Annotated in this window: 20 protein-coding genes and 1 pseudogene; 14 read left to right on the top strand and 7 right to left on the bottom strand. The window is 31.7% G+C overall.

The genetic code is table 11. The features are described 5' to 3' along the window. The first annotated feature begins 143 nt into the window (after positions 1-143). From LG649_RS11090 to LG649_RS11065, 6 genes are all read left to right on the top strand, one after another. Entirely contained in the window at positions 144-857 is a 714-nt protein-coding gene (locus LG649_RS11090) for a helix-turn-helix transcriptional regulator (protein WP_226543880.1), read from the top strand. Positions 858-1,046: 189 nt separating this feature from the next. Next, a complete protein-coding gene (locus tag LG649_RS11085; RefSeq protein WP_226543879.1) occupies positions 1,047-1,874 on the top strand; it encodes an RteC domain-containing protein in 828 nt (275 codons plus the stop codon). Between the two features lie 280 nt (positions 1,875-2,154). Further along, positions 2,155-2,436 (top strand): helix-turn-helix domain-containing protein, encoded by a 282-nt coding sequence (locus LG649_RS11080; RefSeq protein WP_042506661.1) that lies wholly within the window; start codon positions 2,155-2,157, stop codon positions 2,434-2,436. A 90-nt stretch (positions 2,437-2,526) separates the two neighbouring features. Then, entirely contained in the window at positions 2,527-3,090 is a 564-nt protein-coding gene (locus LG649_RS11075) for a hypothetical protein (RefSeq protein WP_317197660.1), read from the top strand. Then, positions 3,074-3,730: a P-loop NTPase family protein gene (locus LG649_RS11070; RefSeq protein WP_226543878.1), complete on the top strand. Its 657-nt coding sequence runs from the start codon at positions 3,074-3,076 to the stop codon at positions 3,728-3,730. The genes LG649_RS11075 and LG649_RS11070 overlap by 17 nt, the downstream gene beginning before the upstream one ends. Positions 3,731-3,743: 13 nt before the next feature. Further along, positions 3,744-4,865 carry an endonuclease/exonuclease/phosphatase family protein gene (locus LG649_RS11065; protein ID WP_226543877.1) on the top strand — a complete coding sequence of 374 codons (1,122 nt, stop codon included), beginning with the start codon at positions 3,744-3,746 and terminating at the stop codon, positions 4,863-4,865. Between the two features lie 47 nt (positions 4,866-4,912). Here the strand turns inward: LG649_RS11065 and LG649_RS11060 are convergent, their stop codons facing one another. The 7 genes from LG649_RS11060 to LG649_RS11030 form a co-directional block, all read right to left on the bottom strand. Continuing rightward, a complete protein-coding gene (locus tag LG649_RS11060; protein ID WP_226543876.1) occupies positions 4,913-6,007 on the bottom strand; it encodes a DUF3800 domain-containing protein in 1,095 nt (364 codons plus the stop codon). 170 nt (positions 6,008-6,177) lie between these two features. Then, entirely contained in the window at positions 6,178-7,161 is a 984-nt protein-coding gene (locus LG649_RS11055; RefSeq protein ID WP_226543875.1) for a YiiX/YebB-like N1pC/P60 family cysteine hydrolase, read from the bottom strand. 327 nt (positions 7,162-7,488) lie between these two features. Then, positions 7,489-8,220 (bottom strand): AbiV family abortive infection protein, encoded by a 732-nt coding sequence (locus LG649_RS11050; protein ID WP_226543874.1) that lies wholly within the window; start codon positions 8,218-8,220, stop codon positions 7,489-7,491. Between the two features lie 28 nt (positions 8,221-8,248). Next, positions 8,249-8,719 carry a hypothetical protein gene (locus LG649_RS11045; protein ID WP_226543873.1) on the bottom strand — a complete coding sequence of 157 codons (471 nt, stop codon included), beginning with the start codon at positions 8,717-8,719 and terminating at the stop codon, positions 8,249-8,251. Next, complete coding sequence (locus LG649_RS11040) at positions 8,706-9,803, bottom strand: CBASS cGAMP synthase (protein WP_226543872.1); 1,098 nt, start codon at positions 9,801-9,803, stop codon at positions 8,706-8,708. Before LG649_RS11040 ends, LG649_RS11045 begins: the two co-directional genes overlap by 14 nt. Beyond that, positions 9,772-10,758, bottom strand: coding sequence for a CBASS cGAMP-activated phospholipase (locus tag LG649_RS11035; RefSeq protein WP_226543871.1), 987 nt, complete (start codon positions 10,756-10,758; stop codon positions 9,772-9,774). The genes LG649_RS11040 and LG649_RS11035 overlap by 32 nt, the downstream gene beginning before the upstream one ends. Positions 10,759-10,942: 184 nt before the next feature. Next, entirely contained in the window at positions 10,943-11,596 is a 654-nt protein-coding gene (locus LG649_RS11030) for an N-acetylmuramoyl-L-alanine amidase family protein (protein ID WP_226543870.1), read from the bottom strand. Positions 11,597-11,771: 175 nt separating this feature from the next. On the opposite strand from LG649_RS11030, the gene LG649_RS11025 reads away from it, so the two are divergent. The 8 genes and pseudogenes from LG649_RS11025 to LG649_RS10990 all read left to right on the top strand — a co-directional run bounded on the left by LG649_RS11025 (position 11,772) and on the right by LG649_RS10990 (position 18,579). Continuing rightward, positions 11,772-12,059 (top strand): hypothetical protein, encoded by a 288-nt coding sequence (locus tag LG649_RS11025; RefSeq protein ID WP_034043657.1) that lies wholly within the window; start codon positions 11,772-11,774, stop codon positions 12,057-12,059. A gap of 34 nt (positions 12,060-12,093) precedes the next feature. Further along, the gene (locus tag LG649_RS11020) at positions 12,094-12,378 is read left to right on the top strand and encodes a hypothetical protein (RefSeq protein WP_034043654.1); all 285 of its coding nucleotides are present in this window, start codon (positions 12,094-12,096) and stop codon (positions 12,376-12,378) included. Beyond that, on the top strand, positions 12,365-14,767 hold the full coding sequence (locus LG649_RS11015; protein WP_226543869.1) for a TraG family conjugative transposon ATPase: 2,403 nt from the start codon (positions 12,365-12,367) through the stop codon (positions 14,765-14,767). The genes LG649_RS11020 and LG649_RS11015 overlap by 14 nt, the downstream gene beginning before the upstream one ends. Before the next feature lie 4 nt (positions 14,768-14,771). Next, positions 14,772-15,353 (top strand): conjugal transfer protein, encoded by a 582-nt coding sequence (locus LG649_RS11010; protein WP_226543868.1) that lies wholly within the window; start codon positions 14,772-14,774, stop codon positions 15,351-15,353. A 2-nt stretch (positions 15,354-15,355) separates the two neighbouring features. Further along, positions 15,356-16,198, top strand: a complete 843-nt coding sequence (locus LG649_RS11005; RefSeq protein WP_226543867.1) for a hypothetical protein — start codon at positions 15,356-15,358, stop codon at positions 16,196-16,198. Between the two features lie 20 nt (positions 16,199-16,218). Continuing rightward, complete coding sequence (locus LG649_RS11000) at positions 16,219-16,842, top strand: conjugal transfer protein TraK (RefSeq protein ID WP_226543866.1); 624 nt, start codon at positions 16,219-16,221, stop codon at positions 16,840-16,842. After that, the gene (gene traM / locus LG649_RS10995; RefSeq protein ID WP_226543865.1) at positions 16,823-17,752 is read left to right on the top strand and encodes a conjugative transposon protein TraM; all 930 of its coding nucleotides are present in this window, start codon (positions 16,823-16,825) and stop codon (positions 17,750-17,752) included. Before LG649_RS11000 ends, traM begins: the two co-directional genes overlap by 20 nt. Next, positions 17,749-18,579: pseudogene (locus LG649_RS10990) on the top strand (DUF4138 domain-containing protein). The gene traM and the pseudogene LG649_RS10990 overlap by 4 nt, the downstream one beginning before the upstream one ends. Positions 18,580-18,581 lie beyond the last annotated feature (2 nt).

Below are 18,581 nucleotides of genomic sequence, written 5' to 3'. Positions count from 1 at the left end.
ATTGGGTGGTGCTATTCTTGTGTATTGTTATTGGCATTATCATTGTTTTTCAACTTTTTAATATTGGATTAGGGAAGCGTCAAAACATTCAATCCAAGTATCGCTATCTAATTTTAGCTATTATTTTTCTACTGTACAATATTTTGAATGGCTTGTTACCAGACGACAACTTTCCTGGTCCTAAAATAATTCAATATGTAATAACTTATGCTATTTCAATATTAATGTGCATCTATCTAGTTTGGTATTTATATAAAGAATTCAATATTAAAACACCAAATACATTTTTCAAAATAAAGAACTTGATTATCATTCTTTCCCTTTGTTTTGCGTTACTTTTTATTATTCCATACTACTATACAGGTTCTCTAGACTTCGCTAGAAGTCTATTTCTAATTTTCCCTACTATACTTTCCATAGTTTTTATTGTGTATTTCTTTCTAGTGATTAAAAAGAAAACTAAAAGAGACAGCTATTTTAAAATCCAAACGAATTTAGGTTTAAGTTCAATATTCTCTTTAGTTATGCTTCCAGCATTAACTTATTTTGGCGATTTTCAACCCATAACGCATTCCATAATGACATCCTCTTTCTTTTTTGTGACCATAATGGAAGTAAATAGTTATTTATATCGATTAAAGAACACCTACAAATTGGATCAAGATATTGCAGACCTATACGGTCTTACAAATAGAGAGAATGAAATTGTACTTCAGATAATAGAAGGCTACAGTTATAAAAAAATAGCTGAAAACATGTTTATATCCTATGGTACAGTTAGAAAGCACGCTTCTAATATCTTTAACAAATCAAACTGTTCGAGCAGACAAGAACTTATTGATAAAGTGAATAAATAAACTAATTTGAATAGTATTTATGAATTGTGTATAAAATTCACATAGCAAATACGCAAAATTTACACAGTTTATTATCCTTAATTCATGTTTTTCTAGTCATCTTTATTAAACTAACCTAAAATCTACCAAATACTATTAAAAATCAATAGATTATCTATTGGGTGCCGCGTGTATAACTAAACTTTTGTGATGGATTTTACCTTACGCAATACTATTTACACTAATAAACTTGAAAAAATTGAACAAAGTTCTTCATCCATTCTTGACACGTCTAGACAAATCATCATCCTATCACGCAATACATTAAATGATTTTAGAAAAGCTATTATTAAAACTGATTTTGTCTCAATTCCAAAGGAAGTAGAATTCTTCAAACATCAAAAACAAACCTCTTTAATTCAACTTATCTATTATACCGAAATTCGCTCTTTTGAGCTTCAGTTTCCAAAATCAAATGTTCAAGACCAAGAAAAAACATTAAAGAAAAAACTTCGAAAGCTAAATCGATTTTATTTATACAATATTGATTTTAACCAATATGTAGAAGCAAACCTCTATCATTTTGATAAGCAATATTACACTAGAAGGCATTTAGACAATTTCTCAATCACATCATCTAAGTTTTATTTCCAAGATCCAGATTTTAGTACGCCTCGTGATATGCTTTTAGGTAAGATTAAAGCCTACAAGCTTTTTATGAATTACCTAAAATTGAGGCTTGATAAAATAAAGAATAGAAAATCTACAAATGAAATTGATAATACAAATCTAAAATGGACATCTTCTAAATCTGCATTAACCGAATTAATCTATGCACTTTATTTTAATCGTGTAATTAATAATGGTAATGTAGATATTAAAGAAATTGCAACAGCTTTACAAAAAGTATTACATTTTGATATTGGGGATTTCTATAAAATATTCTCTGAAATTAAATCTCGGAAAATAAGCAGAACCAAATTTTTGGATGATTTATCCAATGGTTTACTTCTGCAAATGGATAGCGCTGAAGAATAAAAAAATCTTCATTTTTTAACCACATACGGTTGACCTCCTGCTTTCATGTTTTTATACCAATTATCGACTTTTTCCAATCAGCAATTCACTCATAACAACATCAAAACCCAACAAATAGCATCAAATTTAATAATGTTAAAATTTGACCGTACTCTGGTCTTACTTGTGATTAAAATCCATCAATACTATTCAAATTTGTAGAACGAAAGTCAAATCAGGTCAAGGACTATCATTTTAATTGAAAGCAAAATGGTAGTTCTTTTCTAAAAACAGTTCTACTATGCCAGCAACAATTATTACTACAGATGATCTAATGGATTTCAAACTTGAACTACTTGATGACATCAAAAAACTTTTAAGTAAACAAGCGCAAGGTAAGCTGAAGAAATATCTAAAATCTTCAGAACTCATGGACTTACTCCAAATTAGTCCTGGCACTCTACAGAATCTTCGAATTAAAGGTACACTACCCTACACAAAAGTTGGTGGCATCATTTTTTATGATTCCGAAGAAATTCAGAAAGTCATGGACAATAACCGAGTACACCACAAAATCGATTAAGGATGTATGAATTATATAAAACATCTCAATGCTGTATTTCAAAAAGTCTATGCAGACAAAAGGTTAAATACAACTCATGTAAGCTTATATATGGCTTTGTTTCAGTTTTGGAATTTAAACCGATTTCGAGAAGAATTTTACATAGACAGACAAGAAGTTATGGAACTTTCAAAAATTGGTTCGACAGCAACTTATCATCGCTGTTTAAAACAAATGGATTCATGGGATTATCTAAAATATTTCCCTTCACACAATCCATATAAAGGCAGTAAAATCAAGTTGTTCAATTTCGGTACAACCTCTGAACAAGTTGTGAATGAGTTTGAAACAAGTAGTGAACAAGCATTGATACGTAATACAAACATTAATAAACAAATAGAAAACATAAATAAAACTAAGCTACCAAAAAATGAATTTGAAGTCATTGATTTTTTTAAAAAGAAAAAATGGCCAGATAATGAAGCCAAGAAATTCTACAACCACTACCAAGGCATTGGTTGGAAAATTGGTGGCAAAATAAAAATAGAAGATTGGCATGCTACTGCAAGTAATTGGATGCTTAAAGCCAATGAATTTGAAACTGCAGATGCAGTTCCTCAAAAAAAGGATAACCTGAGAACCAGTAAAAACAAAGATTATGGTCAACCCTTGTAAAATAGTCGAAGAACACAAAACGTATGACATTGGTACGTTTGATGGCAAAGAAGTGACGTACGATTTTGAAAAAATCTTAATTTACCTCGATGTCAAAGGAAAAATGCTCTTTGGTAACGGTTTTAAAATCTACGAAGAAGACCATCCAATCATTTTAAAACTCTGCCATTATTTTATAAAAGACAAAGAAAATTGCGAGAAAAACGAGATAGATCCAGATAAAGGCATTTTACTTTCTGGACCTGTTGGCTGTGGCAAAACGAGCTTGATGCTATTGCTAAAAAACATTGTTCCATTACAAAAACCATACATCCTGATTCCTTCCAGAAATATCGTATTTGGTTTCAATCACATTGGCTACAAAACTATCGAGGATTATGGGTGTAGGCAGTTTTTCTGTTTTGATGATTTGGGTATTGAACCCATTGGAAGACACTACGGAAAAGATTGTAATGTCATGGGCGAAATTCTTCTCTCACGTCACGAACTTTTCATAGACCACAAAATTAAAACACATGCTACCACAAATCTAAATGCTGAAGAACTGGAAGATTTGTATGGCAATAGAGTAAGAAGCAGAATGCGAGAATTATTTAATCTGGTAGCATTCGATGAAGACTCTTGCGATAAAAGAAAATAAAAACTAAGAAATTATGAAAATAGCAACTTTTAATGTCCAGAACTTATTCCATAGAGACAGAAGTCTTCTAGAAAAACTAACCAAAAATCTAACTGCCAATTGGACAATTGAGCTTGACGAACTCATGCTTGAACCTTCTAAATCATTGAACCAGCAAGATCGGATTAGAGAATTATCATTTTTAATTGGTTTTGAAAAATCAAGTCCTCGTCCTTATGCTGTTTTGAGACGAAAAGCAGGTTTTCTGTTTATGAAAGGTTTAAGCCATTCCATTGACAATAAAGCTGGTAATCTCACAGATTGGAATGGATGGATAAAACTACAAACCGTTCCTATTCATCCTAAATCAACACAACATAAAGCACAAGTTATCGCAACTGTAAATCCAGATATTATACTGCTACAAGAAATTGAGGATAGAGCTTCATTTGAGGACTTTAACCAGCTCATTCTACCAGAATTTGACTGCAAACCTTTTAACCACTCTTTTGTGATTCAAGGCAATGATATGAATAGTTTAGAAATGGGAATAGCATTGCGACAAGGCTATAATCTAGAAGCTGTTAGAACACATAATATCAATGCAGCGACAAATGATGATGGCAAAAATTTGATTGAATATGAAATTAGCACACCATCAAAAGAAACTATTTGGTTACTAAATACTTATTTAAGAAAGCCTACAAAAGATAGAAAACGGTCTGATAAAATTAGAAAAAAACAAGTTTATAAGATTGCTGAAGTTTACAAAAAGTTGATTGCTGAAGGCAAAAATAATATCATAATTGCAGGTACATTCAACGCGCCATCTTATTGTAATTCTCTATCGCCGCTAATACAAGATACAGACCTTAAAGACATTACAAAACATCTCTCGTTTGAAGTGGATATTGATAAGGGAAATGATAGCACTTATTTTAGATTAGGCGCTTACAGAATGGGTGTAAATATTAAGCAAAAAGACTACATGTTGTTCTCTCCTGCTTTATTCAATAAAATGAAAGATAGTGGCTTAAATCGCAAGGCGATGTGGCCAGAAAAACAGCCGCAATGGTCTATCTATAAATCTGTTTCAAATAGAAATGTTGCTGCTAGTGAGCATCCTTTGGTTTGGGGTAAGATAGATTTACACTAACTTATTAATTAACCAATCTATATGTTATATTCGGATGTTAGCAGAAGTTATTTTGGGTATGAATCATTAAATTTATCTTTATTATCTAAACTTTTTTCAGCTAAAAAATCAAGTGGATTTATATCATTTTCTCCTTTCTCAAAGTCTTTCTCAAAAAATGACAAATCGGGTTGTAATGGATGAACATTCATTTTAGCCAATGTCGAATCAGAAATTATCTTAGAAAGTGTATCTTTTTCATTTTGTTCAAGTAAGATGTTTTTAGCGTAATAGGCGAATGAACTTCCAATTAAATCCGAAAGTTGTATTTGAATATGATTTTTCGAGTCAACCATTTCGATTGAATCTATTTGCAATGGAAAGGTCATTTTTCTGTCGTCAAATCCAACATCTACTTTTTTCTTTGAAATGTCTTTTGCCATAAAAATAATGTAGTCTTTCCAAAATTCAACTTGTTTTGAATCATCGTGAATAATTTTAATACTAACATTTTCATTTTTATACCAAACATCACTCAATATTGTTAAGGATGGCAATGCTAAATCAATAGAAAACTTATTGATTGATGTTAGTATGTCCTCAATAAAGTCTTTACTTTTTAGGATTGGAAAGAAAAAGTTTTTTTCACTTTCTTTTTTAATGTGATTAAAAATTTCTTCTGCTTTCAAATAGAAGGAATCTATCGATTCAAAATCTTTGTTTCTAATCATTTTTTGAAATCGTTCTAATAATTCGGTGTATTCAAATTTTGATTCAAACAAATGAGCTTGTAAATAGAGAGACTGAGCATACATAATATTCAGTCCGTTTTCATAATATTCTAGACCTAGATTGTAAAAGGTTGTTTCGACTAACTGGTCAACTAAATGTGCGCAAAGAGCATACTTTTTATTATAATAAGCAATTTTGATGCGTTCATATTTAATCAAGGGATTATTTAATATTTCCTTTATTGGTTTTTGATATTTTGGATATTTTTTTAGATTCTTAAAATGAACTTCTGAGGAATTTGTTTTTATTGGGGATAATATAGCTTCTGCTTCTTCAATTGAAAAATTGTGTGAAACTAAAACATAAACAGGTTGATTTTCATCAAGTAAGTTTTGGCCAGTATTTCCAGCTTCATCAAAATAAATATTCATTTGTATCCAAAGTTTTCTGTCATAATTTCTACTAATGTGATTGTATATGGTTTGTTGCGTGTTTTAAGTACCTAATTTAGCAAATAAAAATCGAATAGAAGGCGAGAGAATTTTCGTAAGTAGGCAAGAATTAGCCATTAATTATACACGGCTTTATTGCCAGTAATTTTTTATTCGCTCAAAAGTTTATTTCCTACATATTCTCTTTGCTTACTTAATTCGATTAGTTTTTCGCAAAGTTCAATTTGGTCTTTAAAAAAATCTTGTTCATAAAAACTATATCCAAATTTCATTGCATCTAATGACACCAAAAATCGATGTCTTGTATATTCTTCTGTATCTGAAAAAAACTTTCCATTTCCTTTTCTTTCCTCCGAACATTTATAATGTTCTATAGCCTTTTGATAATCATAATACCAAGGATTCCTTTTAATGTCTTTTTTCCACATCGTTAGGTATCCAGAATTGCGAATAAATTCCGTTATTTCAGGTTCTTTCGTTCTATTCTCTAAAACATATTTAGATAGTTGTTCAAAAGTTTGAATATCTGTATTGGAAATGCTTCTTGCAAATTCAAAGATATCGTTAGTTATATCAGTCTGTTGACTAATAGGATTGTCCTTTTCATTTGCATAATCAATTTGTTCTTTAGTTCCTTTTTCTAAGCAACTATCTATTAAGTCAAAAAAATCAGATTCTATTAATTCTTTTGGTGAACAATAATCTGGATTTGGAACAACTTTAATTCCAGCGTTTTTATACGACTGTGCCACAAAACGTGTGCAAAATTGTCTGTTTGTTTCTTTTGCTTGAATAGTCTCTTCCAACCTCGATAATCTTGCTTCCTTTGTTGAATATTCAGTTCCTATTTTTTGTCTTGCAAAATTTATTACATCTTCAATAATGCTCTCAAAATTTGATTTGTTATATCTTAATATTTGGACATCATTTGGGAATTTATATATCGTTCGTGCAGTATTTATTGATTGAACGCCAAGACCATTAGATTCGATTCCACTTCCGACACCAACGTAAAGAATTGCGTGAGAATAATCAGATTTGGTTGATTTTCTAATCAATTCACACTCTCTGTCATGTTTTCGAGTCAGAAGAATATCTCCAACTCTTAATTTACTGAAGTTAATAATGTACATAGGTTGTTCAAATTACTGGCAATGTGTTATATAACAACCTCTTTGTTTCATATCCCGCATATACGTCAGGATAAAGTAAGTTTTTAGTCGTTGTTATCCCGTAAAGATAATTTTTCTTTTTTACTTTAAAAGAGTAACTTTAAGTCATTAATTTTACATCAATTTAATACTTTAAGGATATACTAAGTCTAAATTATAGGCATTACTTAAATCGCAAAGCGATGTGACCAGAAAAACATCCACAATGGTTAATCTACAAATCTGTATCAAATAGAAATGTTGCTGCTAGTGAACATCCTTTGGTTTGGGGGAATATTGATATTTAAACTACTTAATTTTATTTATCTCCTTAAAAGAAAAGTCTTTTAAAGCTTCATTTATGAAGGTATGTAGCCCATTTTTTATTTCTTCAATCTTATCATTTGACAAATGCTTTGTGATTGAAGGATGAAATAAAATTCTCAATTGTTTATAAAATATAATCAGTCGGTTTGATGTATCTAAAATCGAATTATAATCCTCCTTATTGACAGTTTTTTGTGGAATTAAAATTTCATTTCTATAATCTACATAAAAACCTGCATTTTTTAAGTCGTTGAACTTTTTGATTCCCTCAATCCTATTAATTGCAGTACTAACATTTGACAATACAAATGCTGCATCAGATAAAAATTGTAATGTATTATTAAGCCATTTCTTTTTCGTGTTAGGAATTTGCTTTTTTAATTTTCTGTTTTCCCAGTTATCAATTGTATCAAATAGAGACATTCCAGTTTCAATAAGCATTTGAAGTGAATGTCTTATTTCATGATTTTTAAAAAACCCTTTAGCATCTTTAAGTAAATACACTCTGTACCCATGACTATGCAATAATACCAATATTGCTTTTATGACTTCTTCGGAACTCAAAATAAGTAAAGAACTTGCGCTGCTATATGATTTGTTTACATCAACTAATACTGAAGAATCAGATTTTAAACGTTTTGCATTTTCAAAGATGTTAATGTTTAAATCTTTAGATTTTGCTTTAGATAAATTAATAAAAGTTACTTCTTGCATTGTATTAATACTTTAATTTTTACAGCAATTATTCTACTAATTTGTTTAGCCTATGATCTATATGCGGATGTTCCCATTTACCAGTTATATTGTACAGTTCATAATAAACGAACCATTCTTGAGTCCAAGGGATAATAGTATCATAGAGATTATGATTTCGTGAATCCCAAACTAAATCATCTGACTTAGCATGATATAGACAAAGTGAGTTATCTGATGGAAACATATGTATTTCGTCGTTGTACTCAATTTGTGGTGAATCAACTAAAATCTTTGGTGGTGTCAAAGCATTGTAAGTTAAAGTATAATGGTATTCTGGTGATTGGTCTGTTGGCTTACAAATACCTTTTACAATAAGTACACCTTTACTAATACTGCAATCCAAAAAATCAAAATACGTCTTTAGTAATTTTTTTTCACGGATTAAAATAGCTCTTTTAATTAAATCTGCTCTTGATGATTTTTGGGTTCTATTTTTATGAAATTTACTTCCCGCCATAATTAGTATGCGGTTTATTTTTCACACTTCCTGAATCACTTATTGACCCATCTCTTTTTGTATGCGCAGTACCTGATAGAATACTTGCTGATTGAGCTAGTAATGCTTTTTCTTTAGCGTCAACATCTTCATCTGCTCCTAATGGAAACTTATCTCCAAAGTGTTTCCTCCATAGTTTACTTGATTTTAACTGATTAGGCTCATCTTCAACTGCTTTCGTAGCATCTTCTATGAAGTCGTCAAGATTTGAAAGAAAATTATTTTTTCTGGAATCATCGTACTCTGAAAACAAATCATCATATGGTGTTCCTGGAACAATACATTCAAAACTATCGTTTAATGTCGTCTTAATAGCTTCTAATGTCTCTTTTATCGAAATGTCATCTCTATCGTTATATTTAATATTTTTTTCAGCCAATATGCACATAGCTAGGCCACTTGGCATTTTATTTCTTTTGAAATCTCCCCAACCCTTTAAAAACTTTACTACTCTCACTAATTGACCATTCCCATCTTTAGCACTAGCGAACCAATCAATAACCTCTTTTGGATCACTCTCTTGTAATTCCTCATCTTTAACTGCTAAACGAGGATGCTCCCAATCTTCTTGAAAATAGTAAACTGGAAAATCAATATGATAATCTGCTGCATAAATAACCCTAACACATCTTTTTCTATGTTGAGGGTCGGCGGAAGTAGCATCAATTACTGCATCTTTAACCCATTTTTGAAGTGTTGTACCAGTTACTCCTACTTCTCTTTTAAAATAGACACCATCATCTAAATCACAATCATCATCTTTCGTTACAATAGTCGTTTTCATTTTGTAACTACCTTGAATATAAAACTCAGGCACATACTCTGGATGATTATCTTTGAAATACTTTCTAATTCTATCTCTTAATACTCTTTTTGACTCCTTCAGACGGTCTTTTTTTGCCGACTTGATTGTTAAATTACCATTGTAGTCTTTAAAAAGTTTATTACAGTTTGCCATATTATAAGTTTTTTTTCTAGGTTTCTTTTCATTAGTGTTTTTGAGTAATAGGTAACTACCTATTGCCAAAATAGGTATCCAATACATCTTTACAATTTTTTTGATATTCTCTGGTTGCTCGCTCTGCTAAAGCCTCCAATTTATTTGCGTTTTTTTCATCCATAGCAACTTTAAAGTTTTCATCAAACTCTAAATCAATTCTATGATAATTAAAATCGTTATTAAAATTATTCAATACAGAAATAGAATTATGTACTATTTGTGACTGACTTTGCATAAACAATTCGATAATTCTTTTTTTCCAAATCCAATAAAAAACTTGCCATCTTTTTTTCTTCTTGGCATTGGAAAATATTTTTTGCCCTGTTCCTAATGAAAGTAAATCTATTTCGGAAAGCTCTCTTTCTAATCTAGTTTGTGCTTCTATAAGTGCAATCATGCTCGGATTATTAGCATAAACACCGCCATCTACTTTATTGGTAAAACTCTCAACCGTTGTAGAATCAATTTTTTTAAAATTATTTGAATAAGGATTAAAAAAAGTAGGTGCTGCCGATGTTGCCATTGCCGCCATATACATAGGTATATGCTTATCTAAAATTAAATCTGATGCATGTGGTGTTTTAAGAACTTGCGTTGAACCATCAGTTAAGCTATAAATAGGAATTAGCAGTTTTGTTTTTGCATCATCTATTCTGGGATGTTCGTCTTTGTTATGATATTCCTTGAATATATCTTTTAAAAGGGCTTCCAACGGTTTATTACTATAAAATGCACGTCTAAAAATATTACATCTCTTTTTTCCAAAAATAGTGTGTGCATTGTCTTTATAAAGTTCAAGAATTTTTTTTGCTGGAATGCCTAATGAAAGAGCTAAAGCTATTATGCCTCCTGTTGAAGTACCAGTTATAATATCAAAGTGCTTGTGTATTTGTCCTTCTCCTATTTCTTCTTCAAGCAAGGCTAAAAATTTAGCAGGAAAAACACCTTTGATTCCTCCTCCATCTATGGACAATATTTTGAGTCTTGGTTTATCTTGCATATAAATATTATAATTTCTTTAACATTTACATCAATAAGCTGACCAACATTATCAAAACGACATATTTCATCTAATTCTGACAAAATGTCAATATTTAATTAAAATTTTATTTTTCGGAATAAAAAATTAAATAACACTAATAGAATTTCTTTTAAGCTCCTTACAATAGCATACATAAACTCATTCATAACCCCAGAAATTTAATAATAGATTGAAGTATAACCAAAGCAACAGCATTTTGAGAATCTTCTTTAGTTAAGTAGATAGCTTCATCCGTTTGAGACAAAAACCCAAGTTCTAAAAGAACGGCTGCACTACTATCGTCGATATCTCGTAACACCTGAAAATTGCCATATTTGACACCTCTGTTATTAATGCCAAGTATATCAGTTAATCCTTTTTGAATAGTAAACCCTAAATAGGCAGATTCTTCAGCTTGCACTTCGCTTTTCGGATGAATAAAAACTTCTGTTCCTGATGCTGTTCTGTTTATAGCTTGGTTGCAATGAATTGAAATAAATATATCAGCTTTTAGTCTTTTGGTTAGTTCCGTTCTATCGCCTAGAGATATTAATGTGTCTGTATATCTAGTTAGAAATAACATTAAAGGATTTTCAACAAGCTTGTTATTTAGTACCACTATTTTAGAAGCAATACCCAAAACAATATCTTTTTCTTTTATACCATTTCTGGTTGTTGCTCCAGCATCTTTTCCTCCATGTCCAGGATCTATTATTACAATAGGATTTCTTGCTTGGTCTTTACCATTCTGCGCATAAGATAGATTTAGAAAAACTAGGCAGAATAACAGTAATGCAATTTGATTTAATGTTTTCATAATAATCGTTTTAGATTACACAATATTCAAGAAATCAATCACTTCCTTAATAATCTTCAAAAGTTTAACACCAATTAGCGTTAAAATTTAGAGATTTTCTTCCTTCATCTTCATTTCATAATAGATTTCACAAAATAAAATTAGAAACTGCCTCTACAGGCTAAACCAAATAATTATGAAAAAATCAATTTTTATCTTACTCGCATTCTTGATGACATCAGCATCAAGCTTTGCGCAAATTGGTGGTATTGAAGATTCTGTAAATGATGTTTCAGATACCATTAGAACCATTTTCCCAATCATTTTGGGCGTCATCTTTCTTGTTGGATTCCTATTTAATGCTGGTCATTTCTTTGGCGAGAACGCAGACCTTAAAAAAGGTATTACTCGTGTTTTAGTATTTGTTCTAATTGCTGGTGCTGTGGTAGGCATCTTCACTTACTTAATAACTATCGTAGTATAATGACCCTCATCGAGGGATTTATTAGAGCAGCTGTATGAAGAAATACGAAGTATATAAAAACATTAGGAAACGGGCAGTCATTTTTGGATTGCCTATTTCCCTGTTTGCCTTAATGATGGTTTCAATTCTTGCATCATTATTAATCATCATTTTCTCTTTCAGCTTTGTGATGATAATTAGCATTCTGATTTTCAATGCAGCTTTATATGTTGCCTTGACACGCATAACCAACGATCCACAACTTTTTCAGATGGCAAAAGCTTTTCCGCAAATCATTAGTAACAAAAGAAATTCAGGTTTCGATTATGAAGAAGATTAATATTTCAGCATATCAACCCATTGTAGATATTCATGACCATATCATATTTGCCAATAATGGCAATGTGGTTTTATGCTATGAAGGGAATCTACCAGAAATCTATTCCTTGTCCGAAAAGGATTTTGAGGACATGCATGGTGCATGGTTTCAAGCTTTGAAATCATTACCTATTGGAACTGTTGTCCATAAACAAGACATTTACCTTAAGAAATCTTATTCTTCGGAAAAACTTCCAAACACTACTTTTTTGGAAAAAGCCACACACGAGCATTTTAAAGGTCGTGGACACATAGAACATAAGTGTTATCTATTCTTCATCTTAACCAAGAACAAAGCACTTAACAATCCGAAATATGTCAATCCGTTCAGAAAAATTTCAAAGGGAATTGTACAAGAATTTGATGATAATATTAAGAGCTTTGCTAACTCTGTAAATGATTCGGTTTCCTTTATAAATAACAGTAGAAAAATAGAATTTCTTCCGCTTAAATCGGAAGATATTCAGCAATTAACAAGTAGTTATTTTAATGGTTTCAATGAAGGGTTTGATACCGATATTTTATTGGAAAAGAAAAGCGTCAATATTGGCGAAAACCATTTTGATGCGCTCGCCATCAACAGCGAATTATGCTTTGGCGAAAACGTACAAAGTAGCAAAACCAATGAGAAATTTACTTCGGACGATTTTGTGTTTCATCAAGGGTTTATTGATGGCTTAGGACTTACACTTAATGAAAACCATATTGTTAACCAGATTCTTTATTTGGATGACAAACAGAAATGGCGCAAGCTATTGGATAAGAAAATAGAGGAACTCAATAAGAGTTCGAATTTTGGTTCACAGAACAAGGTAGTTCTTGGTAAAATTCAACACATTTTAGACCAAATTAATGCAGATGATAATTCACGAATTATTCGTGGTCATCTTAATATTGTGTATTGGTCTAGGGATGTTAAAGAGCTAGATAAAATAACTTCCAAAATTAAAACGGAATTCAAGGAATTAGATATCATTCCTTATTATCCAAGAGGCGAAGAACGTAAAAATTATATACTGAATAGTTACTGTTGCTTTTCTTCCAATTTCTCGAATAATGATTTATATGTTACCGATTTAAAGCATGCACTTTGCTTATTTATTAATAATACCAATTACAAATCGGATAAAACAGGAATCATCTTTAATGACAGGGAACATAACATTCCGATATTAAAAGATGTTTGGGATGAAAAAAAGAAGCGAATCAAAGCTCGAAATTTTGCCATTTTTGCACCAACTGGCGAAGGCAAATCGTTTTTAGCCAACAATATTTTGCGCCAATATTTTGAAAGTGGTGTAAGATTGGTCATCATAGATTTGGGTGGTTCTTACACCAAATTTGCCAAACTCTATCCTGAAAAATATACCGTATTACGATACGAAAGCGGAAAGAACCTAGGTATCAATCCTTTTTACATTAGTGACGTAAAAGATTTGACACCTGAACGGTTAGAGGATTTATCAGTATTTCTTTTTGAATTGTTTGCTTCAGATTTAAAAGTAACAAAAGCGCAATCGGTTTCCGTTAAAAAGATACTGCGCCATTATTACAATAGCACTTCTGAAAATCATTCTTTGGAAGGTTATTACAACTTTATAGAAAGGCATCAGAAAGATCTTCTGACTACCCTTAAAATCCATCCCGACTACTTCAATGTTACGAGTTTTTTACACGTCATGTCTGAGTATGTTGGCGATGGTCTATATAGTTTTCTATTTGAAGTCAGCGAAGATCAGACCTATAAAATTGAGGACAAACGATTGATTGTTTTTGAACTAGACGAGGTAAAAGACAATAAGGAAATTTTATCCGTAATGTTGAAGCTCATTAAGTCTGCCATTCAAAGAACCATTTGGAAAAATCGAGCTGAAAAAGGCATCATCCTATTCGATGAGTTTGCCAAACAACTGAAGTTTGAAAACGTACTTGAAAGTGTGGAATTCTATTATCAAGCTATACGGAAACAAAATGGTGCAATTGGAATTATACTGCAATCCATTAATCAGCTTCCGAATAATTCAACATCTGCCAGCATTCTAGAGAATACCCAAGTCATTTACAGTCTCAATAATGAAAAAGGCTATGAAGAACTGGTTAAAAGACTCAATCTATCTAGCCACGACTTAAACCAATTAAAATCCATTAAAAACAATCTTTCTGGTCTACGGAAGTATACCGAAATGTTTATCAAAATCGGAAAGGAAAGCAACATTTTTAGGCTTGAAGTGCCTAAAGAAGTGTACGCAGCCTATTTAACCGATGGACAAGAAAACGAAGACATAATGAAGTTCTATGAAGAGCATCATGACATGCAAAAAGCAATAATTCAATTCACATCTAAAACGTAATATTATGAAAAACAAAATCAGAATTTTAGTAATGGCAGTAGTATTAATGCTATTAATTCCATCAAAGGCAACAAGCCAAGGAATGCCAACTTATGACAACACAAATTTTATTAGTTTGGTAAAACAACTTGTAGAATCAGGTAAACAGACAGCGCAAATGATTAAGTCTGTGAAATTTTTAAAGGATGCAAAAGAAGCCATAGAGAAAGTTTCGAGTGTGGTGCAACAACTTAGAGCGGTTGAGGAAATTGCACAAAACAATCAGCGTCTTATCAATGTTATGCAAAATGATTTGCAAGACATTTTGAACTCGCCTTATATAAAACCAGATGAAGTTACTAAGGTTGTAGAATCATTCGATATCATAGTCCAAAACTCATTGGACACCGTTGAATTTATGAGCGAAATCTTATCCAGCGATAATCTAAAAATGAGTGATGCCGAACGTGCAGAAATCCTAAAAGAAAAAGAATTGGAATCAAAGGAAATGGTTTCCAATATCAAGACAAAAACGAAACGCTACAAGGATATTATTTCCTTCAGAAAAATGCAGGATAAAGTTAATAATCGCGAAACAAATTATTAGAAATGACTGCAACCATCATCTTAGGAATTGGGCTAGAATATATCGATGCGGTATTTCAAACCATACAGAACAGTAGTTTCTCGCAATATACCATTGCTGGAATGAAAACGCTTGCTGTGTTGTTTTTTCTAGTCAATATCCTAAAGAAATATAATGAAGGTATTGCGGATAAAGATGGTTATTCTTGGGGATTGAGTCCTGGGGAACTTGCAAAGAATTTTGCGGTTGTGCTTTTGGTTATTTTTTCAACGCAGGTGTTAGGGTTTTTCGATGGTATTTTAGTAGCCATTGAAGGACAATATCGAGGGACTGCACCTGCGCTATTACCATTGCAAATGCAAGACATACCTTTAGAGGAAGATGTAAGTCTTTTTGATGCCGCAAGTTCAGCAATGACGCTTTTGTATGAAGCATTGGTAACGCCATTATATGGTTTCAAGATATTGGCGTTTATCCTGAGTACGATACTATGGATATTGGATTTGTTTATCTATCCACTATTCTTAGCAGAACGTTTTTTTCTTTTAGGAATAATGCAAGCATTCTTCCCATTGGTCATTAGTTTGGCGGTTTTTGAAAAGTTTCGTTCTCTTGCTTATACATTTTTCAAGCTGTATGCAGCCGTGTATATGCTCGTGCCAGCTTTCTTTCTCGTCAATGTATTTGTGAACGCAATTTATACAGAAATCAATACCAATTTTTGGGTCAACCTATTTGGGACCGATACAGGTCAAGGCTTTTTCGCACCTGTTGTTCAATTAGGTTCTGTTGCATTTATCGTGTTTCTAAAATTCAAGCTTTATAAACGAGCCACATCTTTTACACTCAGATTATTTACTGCCTAAGGCAGATTAAAAATAAAAATATGAAAACACCATATAAAAATATTTACAACGTTTTAAAACTCAATCGATTTATTGTTTTGGCAGTTGTCATTTGCGCATTGTTATCTAGCATTTTTTCAGTTTGGATGGCATTTACTACTAACAAAAATGCAATGAATAGTGCATTTGCCATTAATACAGATGGTAGCATTATTCCATTAAAGCTAGTGAGCCAAAAGGAAAATTTTAGAGTTGAAGCTTTGGCGCATTTAGAATTGTTTCACACCTATTTCTACAACATCGATGCAAGCAACTATGAGAAAAATTTGAAAAAGGCACTTTGGTTGGGTAATAGCTCTGTGGATAATCTTTATCGCCAGAAAAAAGCAGATGGTGTTTATAATCGATTATTGCAATTTTCCTTAGTTCAAAAAGTACTCAGCATCGATTCAAAAATAAACGACAATAATGGTGTATATAGTTTTACCGCTACAACCATTTTTGAAATCAATAGAGGAACAATAATCGATACTTATGAATTAGTTTCCACCGGAAACCTAATTATGGTTGACAGAAATTTCCCTAACAATCCACACGGACTTTTAATTACAAATTATTTCGAAAACACCTTAAAAAAACTTAGTGATGAGAATAGAAAAGAATAAAATAGTTTTTATAGCAGTTTTAGCTATTGTTTTCATATTCCTTATTTCCTATTCCGTGATGGTAATGGGCGATGATGACAATGAAAACGACAATCTTGAACAGACCTTGATACCAGATTTGGAAGAAAATCAAAAAGAGTATGATTCTAAATTGGATGCTCTTAATGATCTGAAAGAAGTACGTGAAAATAATGCACCTAGTATATATGATGAAAAATTAATCGATTCTATGGGTTATTACGATCCTGATCTACCAGAACGTGAAAAGAAACGCATTGTCGATAGTATTTACGATGCTGGTAAGATTCAATATTCAGAAGAGAGATATGCAAACTTCGGTCAAAAGAAAGTCGAAAAGAAACAACCTGTAGAAATTGATTCTACAGAAATACTAAGAGAACTTAAAATCCAAGCTAAGGAATTGGGCCTTGAACATCAACTGTTTTTTGCTGCTGCGCCAAAACCCAACGAGCTTGCAATTATTGGAAATACAGATGCCATCATTTATGTGGTTGTTGATGGCGACCAAGTTGTAAAAGCGAATACCAGGTTGAGAATGCGACTTACTAAAGCTGCAACTATCAATGGTAAACTGATGCAAAAGAACACACCTGTTTTTGGTTTTATTAGTTTTCAACCTAATCGTGCTTTAATTTCCATAGAAAACATTAGGCATCATCCAACAAAGCTTAAAGCTTTCGATTTACAGGATGGTAGTGAAGGCATTTATGTAGAAAACAATTTTCGAGCTGAAGCTACAAGCGAGGTTTTGGACGACGTAATAGGCGATATCAATATACCAACTGTTCCGCAAGTTGGTGGCATTACAAAAGTATTAAGACGTAGTAACCGAAATGTAAAGGTTACTGTGCTGAACAATTATAAACTTATTTTAAAACCTAAATTATGAAACAGATACTATTTACATTAATTGTGTTGATTTCCACTTTTTTGGAAGCACAAACAACAGAAATCCTTGATACTATTTATGCTAACGACAGCAAAAATGTTGCACTCTTTTTTCCAGAACCTATAAGACAGGGAATTACTGGCTCAGAAAATTTTGTATTCACTTACAATCGTGAAAAAGAACAATATTTTGGCTTACTGCAAGCCAAGCAAGGAAAAGAAAGTAATCTACTGGTAATCAATAGAAATGGTTCAATTTTTTCGTATATTGTAAGATATAAAGCGTAGCTTTCAAAACTTAATTATTTTATCCCGATGGCAAGTAGTATTGGGAATGAAAAACCAAAAGTTAAAGACTCTATTCAGCCTGAAACTTTTGAAAAAAGTATTGATAACAGCACATATTATTATCAAAAATTCTGCTCTTATCTTCTTGACAGAAGACAATACCTTGGAAGATTTACAAGGCGAAATGATGGTGTCATTTTAAGACTTGAGAATATCGTTTTTGATAAAGAAGAGCTCTATTTCGTTATTCAAATTAGGAATAATTCTACTTTGGATTACGATTTGAATTTCTTGAATCTTTCCATCGAAACTCGACAAAAAGGAAAAAAGAAATCTTTACAACGGTTGTATCAAGAACCTATTTTTAAACATCATCTGCCTTCTAAAATCGCGGTAAATGAAACGGTAAGATTTATTTATGTCATGCCAAAATTTTCATTATCCAATGACCGAAGAGTAATTTTAGAACTGAACGAGAAAGCTGGCGAACGAAATATTGAACTGAAAATATCACATAAATATATCAATAACCCAAATTAATA

Source organism: Neotamlana laminarinivorans (assembly GCF_020523925.1).
Classification (GTDB): Bacteria; Bacteroidota; Bacteroidia; order Flavobacteriales; family Flavobacteriaceae; genus Neotamlana; species Neotamlana laminarinivorans.
This window is presented reverse-complemented; position numbering and strand designations above follow the sequence as displayed.